10 protein-coding genes and 1 pseudogene are annotated in these 5,628 nt (G+C 64.8%); 2 read left to right on the top strand and 9 right to left on the bottom strand.

Features of this window, described 5'->3' with window-relative positions; all coding sequences use genetic code 11:
* Positions 1-35 precede the first annotated feature (35 nt).
* From AC0L3D_RS35945 to AC0L3D_RS35930, 4 genes are all read right to left on the bottom strand, one after another.
* Positions 36-719, bottom strand: coding sequence for a lytic transglycosylase domain-containing protein (locus AC0L3D_RS35945; protein ID WP_473628784.1), 684 nt, complete (start codon positions 717-719; stop codon positions 36-38).
* Complete coding sequence (lepB, locus tag AC0L3D_RS35940; RefSeq protein ID WP_473628782.1) at positions 707-1,255, bottom strand: signal peptidase I; 549 nt, start codon at positions 1,253-1,255, stop codon at positions 707-709. The genes AC0L3D_RS35945 and lepB overlap by 13 nt, the downstream gene beginning before the upstream one ends.
* Positions 1,252-1,521: a helix-turn-helix transcriptional regulator gene (locus AC0L3D_RS35935; protein WP_473479475.1), complete on the bottom strand. Its 270-nt coding sequence runs from the start codon at positions 1,519-1,521 to the stop codon at positions 1,252-1,254. The genes lepB and AC0L3D_RS35935 overlap by 4 nt, the downstream gene beginning before the upstream one ends.
* 176 nt (positions 1,522-1,697) lie before the next feature.
* Positions 1,698-2,021 carry a DUF736 domain-containing protein gene (locus AC0L3D_RS35930; protein WP_065010508.1) on the bottom strand — a complete coding sequence of 108 codons (324 nt, stop codon included), beginning with the start codon at positions 2,019-2,021 and terminating at the stop codon, positions 1,698-1,700.
* A gap of 262 nt (positions 2,022-2,283) precedes the next feature.
* Here AC0L3D_RS35930 and AC0L3D_RS35925 point away from each other — a divergent pair, with 262 nt between their 5' ends.
* Complete coding sequence (locus tag AC0L3D_RS35925) at positions 2,284-2,592, top strand: hypothetical protein (protein WP_473628780.1); 309 nt, start codon at positions 2,284-2,286, stop codon at positions 2,590-2,592.
* 49 nt (positions 2,593-2,641) lie between these two features.
* Here the strand turns inward: AC0L3D_RS35925 and AC0L3D_RS35920 are convergent, their stop codons facing one another.
* Positions 2,642-2,812 carry a hypothetical protein gene (locus AC0L3D_RS35920; RefSeq protein ID WP_473647447.1) on the bottom strand — a complete coding sequence of 57 codons (171 nt, stop codon included), beginning with the start codon at positions 2,810-2,812 and terminating at the stop codon, positions 2,642-2,644.
* A gap of 20 nt (positions 2,813-2,832) precedes the next feature.
* Between AC0L3D_RS35920 and AC0L3D_RS35915 the strand changes: the two genes are divergently transcribed.
* Entirely contained in the window at positions 2,833-3,234 is a 402-nt protein-coding gene (locus tag AC0L3D_RS35915; protein ID WP_473647446.1) for a hypothetical protein, read from the top strand.
* A 63-nt stretch (positions 3,235-3,297) separates the two neighbouring features.
* Here the strand turns inward: AC0L3D_RS35915 and AC0L3D_RS35910 are convergent, their stop codons facing one another.
* The 4 genes and pseudogenes from AC0L3D_RS35910 to AC0L3D_RS35895 form a co-directional block, all read right to left on the bottom strand.
* A complete protein-coding gene (locus tag AC0L3D_RS35910) occupies positions 3,298-3,537 on the bottom strand; it encodes a hypothetical protein (protein WP_473647445.1) in 240 nt (79 codons plus the stop codon).
* Positions 3,538-3,665: 128 nt separating this feature from the next.
* A complete protein-coding gene (locus AC0L3D_RS35905; protein WP_473647444.1) occupies positions 3,666-4,082 on the bottom strand; it encodes a DUF2958 domain-containing protein in 417 nt (138 codons plus the stop codon).
* A 144-nt stretch (positions 4,083-4,226) separates the two neighbouring features.
* Entirely contained in the window at positions 4,227-5,213 is a 987-nt protein-coding gene (locus AC0L3D_RS35900; RefSeq protein WP_473647443.1) for an ArdC family protein, read from the bottom strand.
* 165 nt (positions 5,214-5,378) lie between these two features.
* Positions 5,379-5,628: pseudogene (locus AC0L3D_RS35895) on the bottom strand (hypothetical protein); the annotation flags it as partial.

The raw sequence follows: 5,628 nt of genomic DNA, 5'->3' as shown, positions 1-5,628 counted from the left end.
CCCTTCCCGCCCCGCAAAACCGCCCGCTCGCCGAGTCACCCGCCATTCGGTTTCGTCCGAGCGCGATCGACGCGCAGCGGCACAAAGAGATCGCCTTTCGCTTCGCCGGCGCGAACGCCGTTACGAAGGAAGAAGAGCGAGCGGCCGGAGGGAGCGTTTTGGCTGTTTGGCGCCTTGGAGTCCCCTTCGAATTGATCAATGTCGTCCGCCGAAGTCCCCTTCCCCCTGAGCTGTTTAAGATAGGCAGCTGTCTCCTTGGGCAGCGGCTTCCCACGCTTCAAATGCTCTTCGTAGCGCTCGGGTCCTGCGTTATAGGCGGCAAACAGGCCGGGGAATCCGAAGCGGTCAAACATGGCGCTGAGATAGGCGGTTCCGGCGAGAATATTGTCACGCGGATCGTGCGGATCGGCTCCCAGACCGTATTTGGCACGCATGTCCTCATACGTTTCCGGCATCACCTGCATGAGGCCCATTGCGCCCGCGCGTGAGGTAATTGGGAGGCCGTCGAGCATGGTCTTGCCGCCGCTTTCTGCATCCATGACGGCGTAAATCCAGGCCTGAGGAATACGGAAGCGTCTGCTTGCTTCGCCTGTGAACTCGTGCCACCTTTGAAGCTGCGGAATTTGGGAGATGGCGACCGGCTCAGCGCCGGTCGAGGCGGAACAGGCGCCTGGCGCAAAGGCGATCATGCCGAACATCAGCAGGGTCACTCGGTCCATAGCGGCACGAGCCTCCCGATGACATTTGCGCGCGGCACCGGCCCGAAATAGCGGCTGTCGAATGACCGAATATCGTCGCTGCCGAGCAGGAAGATTTCGTTGTCGGCGAGCGTGCGGCACCCGTTCCACCATGGCAGCGGGCGGCCTCTGGTATCCTTCGCCAGCCGTCGCGCGACGATCTCGCCTTCGATGATGATCGCGTCATTGAAGGCGCAGACATCGTCACCCGGAACCGCGGCAAGACGTTTTACCAGTGGCACGTTGGGGGGCAGATAGCCGCGTTCGGCGGCGAGTTCGGCGAGCGATTCTGGCGGGCGGACGAGCACCAGATCGCCCCGAGCCGGTGCTGCAAACCCGAGGCGATAGAGGCCGACGGGCGCGCTGGCAGAGGCGTTCCAGACCAGCCAGGGCCTTGGTTTGACGGTGCCGGCGAAGCCGATCACGGTCAGTCCAATCACGGCAGCGGCGATGGTTTTGCGTGCCTGGAGGCGCCGCAGGCGGCTGCCGATCAGACGGATGGAAGGGCGCCGACTCATGCTCGGCCTCCCTGGCCGGCTTGGCCGGAACCGGCCTCACCACCCTCGTTACCGGCGTACTGCGGGTGTCCTTTCGACCATCCATCGAGTTCGTCGATGTGGTAGCGGACATAGCGGCCGTGCTTGCGGAATTTCGGGCCGCCGCCCGTGAGCCGCATCTTTTCCAGGGTGCGCTGGGAGAGCCCGATATAGAAGGCTGCTTGGGCTGTGCTGAGAAAGGGACTGCCCTTTTTGGCGCGGGCCGCGCGTTCGTTTTCGTCGTCCATGGTGATCCTCGTTTCGCTCCGGACAAGCGAAGGCGAGGATGGGCGAGCGAGATCGCCTCCGGGACGGGCGAAGAGTCCGGGGAGAGTTTTCGCCGCCTTTTCGGGCGGACGGGTTTGGCTGGAGCGCCTGGGAATGAGCCCCGCGCCGGCTGGGGCGCGAGGCTCGGGTCGGCCGATCAGTCGGCCGGGTTCCAGATGATGGCGTAGGTGTCGTCATCGTCCTGGCCGGCGGCGCGGCCGAGATTGGCGTAGAGCTTGCGCGGTCCGAACTCCGGCGCCGCAATCGACAGGCTCACATAGTCCTTGCCGGAGGTTTCGCCGGTGCGGATCCAGCCGGCGCCAACTTCGACCCCTTGCGTCAGCACCCGGAAGTCGGGATGGTTGTCGGCGCTCTTGGCCTGGTTGGGGACGATGTCGATGTCGGCGCGGACGCTGAGCGTCTTGAGCTGGCCCTTGTAGCCGCCGTTTTCCTGCTTGTTGACGTAACCGATCGCAGTCATTTCGAAGTCTCCTTTTGCTGTCGCCGGGGACCATCCCCTGCGATGGCGGACCGTAATGGGCGCGTCCGGACCGCCTGAACCCGACAGGGCCGAAGCGATAGCGGAGGACCCGAGCGGGCAGCTTTTTTGAAGCGAAGCGGCGCGAGGAAGCCGCCGCAGGCGGCGGGGAAAAAAGCTGATCGGCGAGGGTTTCGGGCGGCCGGATCCGCCCATAGGTCACAAGCCAGCCGCAGGGGATGGTCCTTGAAGAGAGCAGGAGAGCATGGGAAACGCGGTCGCTACAGCCAGGCAGGAGGGGCGGGAATTTACAAGGCCTGCGGCTGATAAGGTGCCCACGCCGATCGAGATCGTGACCGTAGGTTGGGCGCAGATCAGGCATCGGGCGGGCGGACCGATCCATGGGGATCAGGAGTTTGCCGGCCTGGTTTTGGTGCGCGATGCGGGGCAAAGGAAGCTCGAACATGCAGCCACTGCGACCGGGGTACATTGCCGAAGGGCGGCTGCCGAGAAGCCGCGGCCGGCCGTGACAGGCTATTCGCAGACGAACAGCGACCTGACCCGTGCCCATTGATCGGCGGTGCGGAAGCCGCCTCAATCAGTGTAGCTTTCGACCGGGAATTTCATCCAGCACGGCAGCCAGGTCTCGACTTGTCTGCGGCGTTATCGCCCAAAAGAAAGTCGCGGATGATCTTCTTTTGCGTCTTCACCTTTTCGGCGACACTGCCGTCCGCGACATGTTCGCCGCCGACTTCGGCAAGCATGGAATTGGCAATTTCCTTGTCGCGCAACAAATCGAGAATGCGTCGTCCGGTTGCCAGCAAGCGCCGATGTCGACATTCAGATGCTTGCCGAGCGCCTCGATGACGGCGCTGCCGGCTTCAAGTGTCTCGGCCATGACGATGCTGAGAACGCGCACGACATGATCGTCGCGGAGCGCCAGGAGCCGCGCGAAGATGCTTGCCGTGCCGAGGTCGTCGCCATTGCCGCCAGCGATTGTGCCATCCTCATCCGGTTGCCCAAGCAGCGCCAAGACCTCGCGCCGTTTTTCGGCGAACGCGGCTTCCGCCCTGCTTCCGGCGAGGCTTGCGGCCACGTAGCGCGCTACGGTTCGCGGCGAACCTGCCACAGGCCGGAACCGGCTATCGCATGCGCCACCATCAGGCGAAGTGCTTCGCTCGGATGGTCGAGCAGCCCCAAGCGCACGCCTCTCTGATCAGCCGTGAGAACGTCTCCCATTGCGACACTTCGTCCGAGTCGAGGCGGGCGACGTTCTCGATCAACGAGGCTTCGAGGGCATCGGCGTCCTCGCCAGCCTCCATGATTGCGCAGGGCAAGGGATCGGCTTTACTTCGCTCGTCGGCGAGCGATTTTGCGGCGAAATAGCGCGCCGTCCGGCGACGATCTCGAAGCTTTCCGGCGAGCCGTTGGGCCGCACCAGAAGCGGCACGAGGACGCCGCGCGCGCGGACGGACGGCAGAATGTCGGACAGGTCGGGCGCGCGTTTTCCGTGGCGCATGTTGAGGGCGGAAATATTCAGTCGGTCGAGCGGAATATGGGCAAGCTTCGTGTCTTTATCCTTCGTTTGGGGTGCGATTGTCCCCGCCGGGGAGACCGAAGGCCGATGCGGCGGGGACGGGTTTGCGCCTAGCGGCGCTCTGGCTCCGCCGCGTCTGGCGGAAGCTCGGAATGGGATTTGGCGAGTGCTCCCGCTGCCTGCCGCAGAAGCCGCTCGGCTTCGGTGATCTGGCCGGCGCTGCGCGCGGCCTCCGCATAAACGGACAGCGAACAACGCGCTATGAAACAAAGGTCGCGCTCGATGCCCAGTCCGAGCGGACCCTTGATGGATTCGAGTTCGGCAAGGCTGACGCTGCCGAGTTCAGGGAAGCCGAAGCCGAGGTCGCAAAGGCCGAACAGCGTGTCGCCGTCTGCATCGAGTTCGGTAAGAAGCCAGATCGCAGGACCGGCCGGATCGAACAGTTTCACGATCGGTGCGTGGTCGGTTTCGGTGTCGGCAGCGGTGGCGAGGAGCCGGGCGCGCAGTTCATCGGTGATCAGGATCATTGCGGAATTCCTTCAAGACGGTTCGGGCTGATTGAGTGCGGCTTTTTGAAACAGGCGTATACGAGCGGCTGGTGCGCCGCGCGCGGGCGCGCATCGGCGCGCCGTCAGAAGCGCAAGGCGCTCGCGCATGGCGATGGAGCGCGCTCACGCGGCGATCTCGGCATTCGCCTCACCTTCGATCTCGGCATGCGCCTCGCTTTCGACGTCGGCATTGAGGCCAAGCAGGAAATCGGCGGCTTTCGAGGCATGGCTGGCGGCACGGAAAATGGCGCGATTGTCCTCGCGCAGAACCACCAGCCATGAGCCGATGTAATCGGAATGGCGCACGGTCGGCTCGATACCGAGACTGCTGCAGATGAAGGCTGCGGCCATCTCGGCGACCAGTTCCTCGCGCGCATAGGGCTTGGAACCGAACGAGCCGGAGAGGTCGCGCGCAAGCCGCGTCGGGTGGCCGGTCCAGTGGCCAAGTTCATGAAAGCAGGTCCGGTAGTAGTCGATCTGGTGGAAGAAAGCCGGCTGTGGCGGCACCTGGATGGTGTCGCTGCCGGGCATGTAGAAGGCGCGATCGCCACCGATACGGAAATCAGCACCACTTGCATGAATGAGCGCCTCGGCTTGCGGGACGATCTGGCGCGCGGGCAGCGGTTCGGCGGCGGCATAGAGATGTTCGGGCAGGTTATCGCACTGCGCGACATTGAAGACGGTGAAGCGCTTCAAAAAAGGGACGGCCTGCGGCTCATCGCCATCGGCCTTGGCGCGTTCCTTTTCGTCCTTGGGAATAAAGCGGTCAGCGTGAACGATGGTCGTGCCGCGCTCGCCCTTCCTGACATTGCCGCCAAGGGCAAGCGCCTGCCGGAAGGTGAGCCAGTTCTGGCTGGGGTATGAGCGCTCGATGACGGCGCCCCACAGGATCAGGATATTGATGCCGGAATAGCGGCGCTGGGTGGCTGCATTCCTGGGCAGGCCAAGGGCCGCCTTTGCCCTGCCCCAGGGCTTGACCCATGGCACGGTGCCGCGCTCCAGTTCGGCAACGATGCGGTCTGTGATTTCCTGATAAAGGCTGGCGCCCGTGCGCCCGCCCCTGCCTGCGCCAGCCTCTCCGCTGGCGGAACGCTTGTGTTTTGCACGCATCTTTTGGTCCTCCGCTCTTCAATCCCGCGCCTTTCCCCGGAAGCGGGGTGGGCGGCGAAAGCGACCGGAAAGGCCCGACGTCAAAGGCGGAGCGCATCCGAAGGACCGGAACGAAGAGGAGGACCCGGAGCGCCAAGCGAAGGGTTGCGGGCCGCCGCGGCGGGCCTAGAAGGGAGTGCCGCCCACCGCGCGCCACCGGGGAAGGCCACCAAGAAAAACCGCGACGGCCAGCTGGCCGGCGACCGTCAGCAGCCGACAGGCTGCCGGCGTCAAGGGGGCGAAGCCGGATGGCCGAGACCGCCTGAGCCTGTCGAAGAAAAGCGGGCTCGGTGCACGAGCACCCGGCGCGCGGCCGGCGGGGGCGGGGGGGGCGCGGGAGGGGGGGCGCCGCGCCGTGGTTGGGGGGGAATAGGCC

It is taken from the genome of Mesorhizobium sp. WSM4837 (assembly GCF_055811435.1).
The sequence above is the reverse complement of the archived record's forward strand: the minus strand, read 5'-3'. Positions and strand labels throughout refer to the sequence as shown.

What these genes read in the sequence shown, in the direction of transcription:
- lepB (WP_473628782.1), bottom strand. Translation starts at nt 1,255, where the DNA reads ATGAGTCGGCGCCCTTCCATCCGTCTGATCGGCAGCCGCCTGCGGCGC.
- AC0L3D_RS35930 (WP_065010508.1), bottom strand. Translation starts at nt 2,021, where the DNA reads ATGACTGCGATCGGTTACGTCAACAAGCAGGAAAACGGCGGCTACAAG.
- AC0L3D_RS35910 (WP_473647445.1), bottom strand. Translation starts at nt 3,537, where the DNA reads ATGCGCCACGGAAAACGCGCGCCCGACCTGTCCGACATTCTGCCGTCC.
- AC0L3D_RS35935 (WP_473479475.1), bottom strand. Translation starts at nt 1,521, where the DNA reads ATGGACGACGAAAACGAACGCGCGGCCCGCGCCAAAAAGGGCAGTCCC.
- AC0L3D_RS35945 (WP_473628784.1), bottom strand. Translation starts at nt 719, where the DNA reads ATGGACCGAGTGACCCTGCTGATGTTCGGCATGATCGCCTTTGCGCCA.
- AC0L3D_RS35900 (WP_473647443.1), bottom strand. Translation starts at nt 5,213, where the DNA reads ATGCGTGCAAAACACAAGCGTTCCGCCAGCGGAGAGGCTGGCGCAGGC.
- AC0L3D_RS35905 (WP_473647444.1), bottom strand. Translation starts at nt 4,082, where the DNA reads ATGATCCTGATCACCGATGAACTGCGCGCCCGGCTCCTCGCCACCGCT.
- AC0L3D_RS35925 (WP_473628780.1), top strand. Translation starts at nt 2,284, where the DNA reads ATGGGAAACGCGGTCGCTACAGCCAGGCAGGAGGGGCGGGAATTTACA.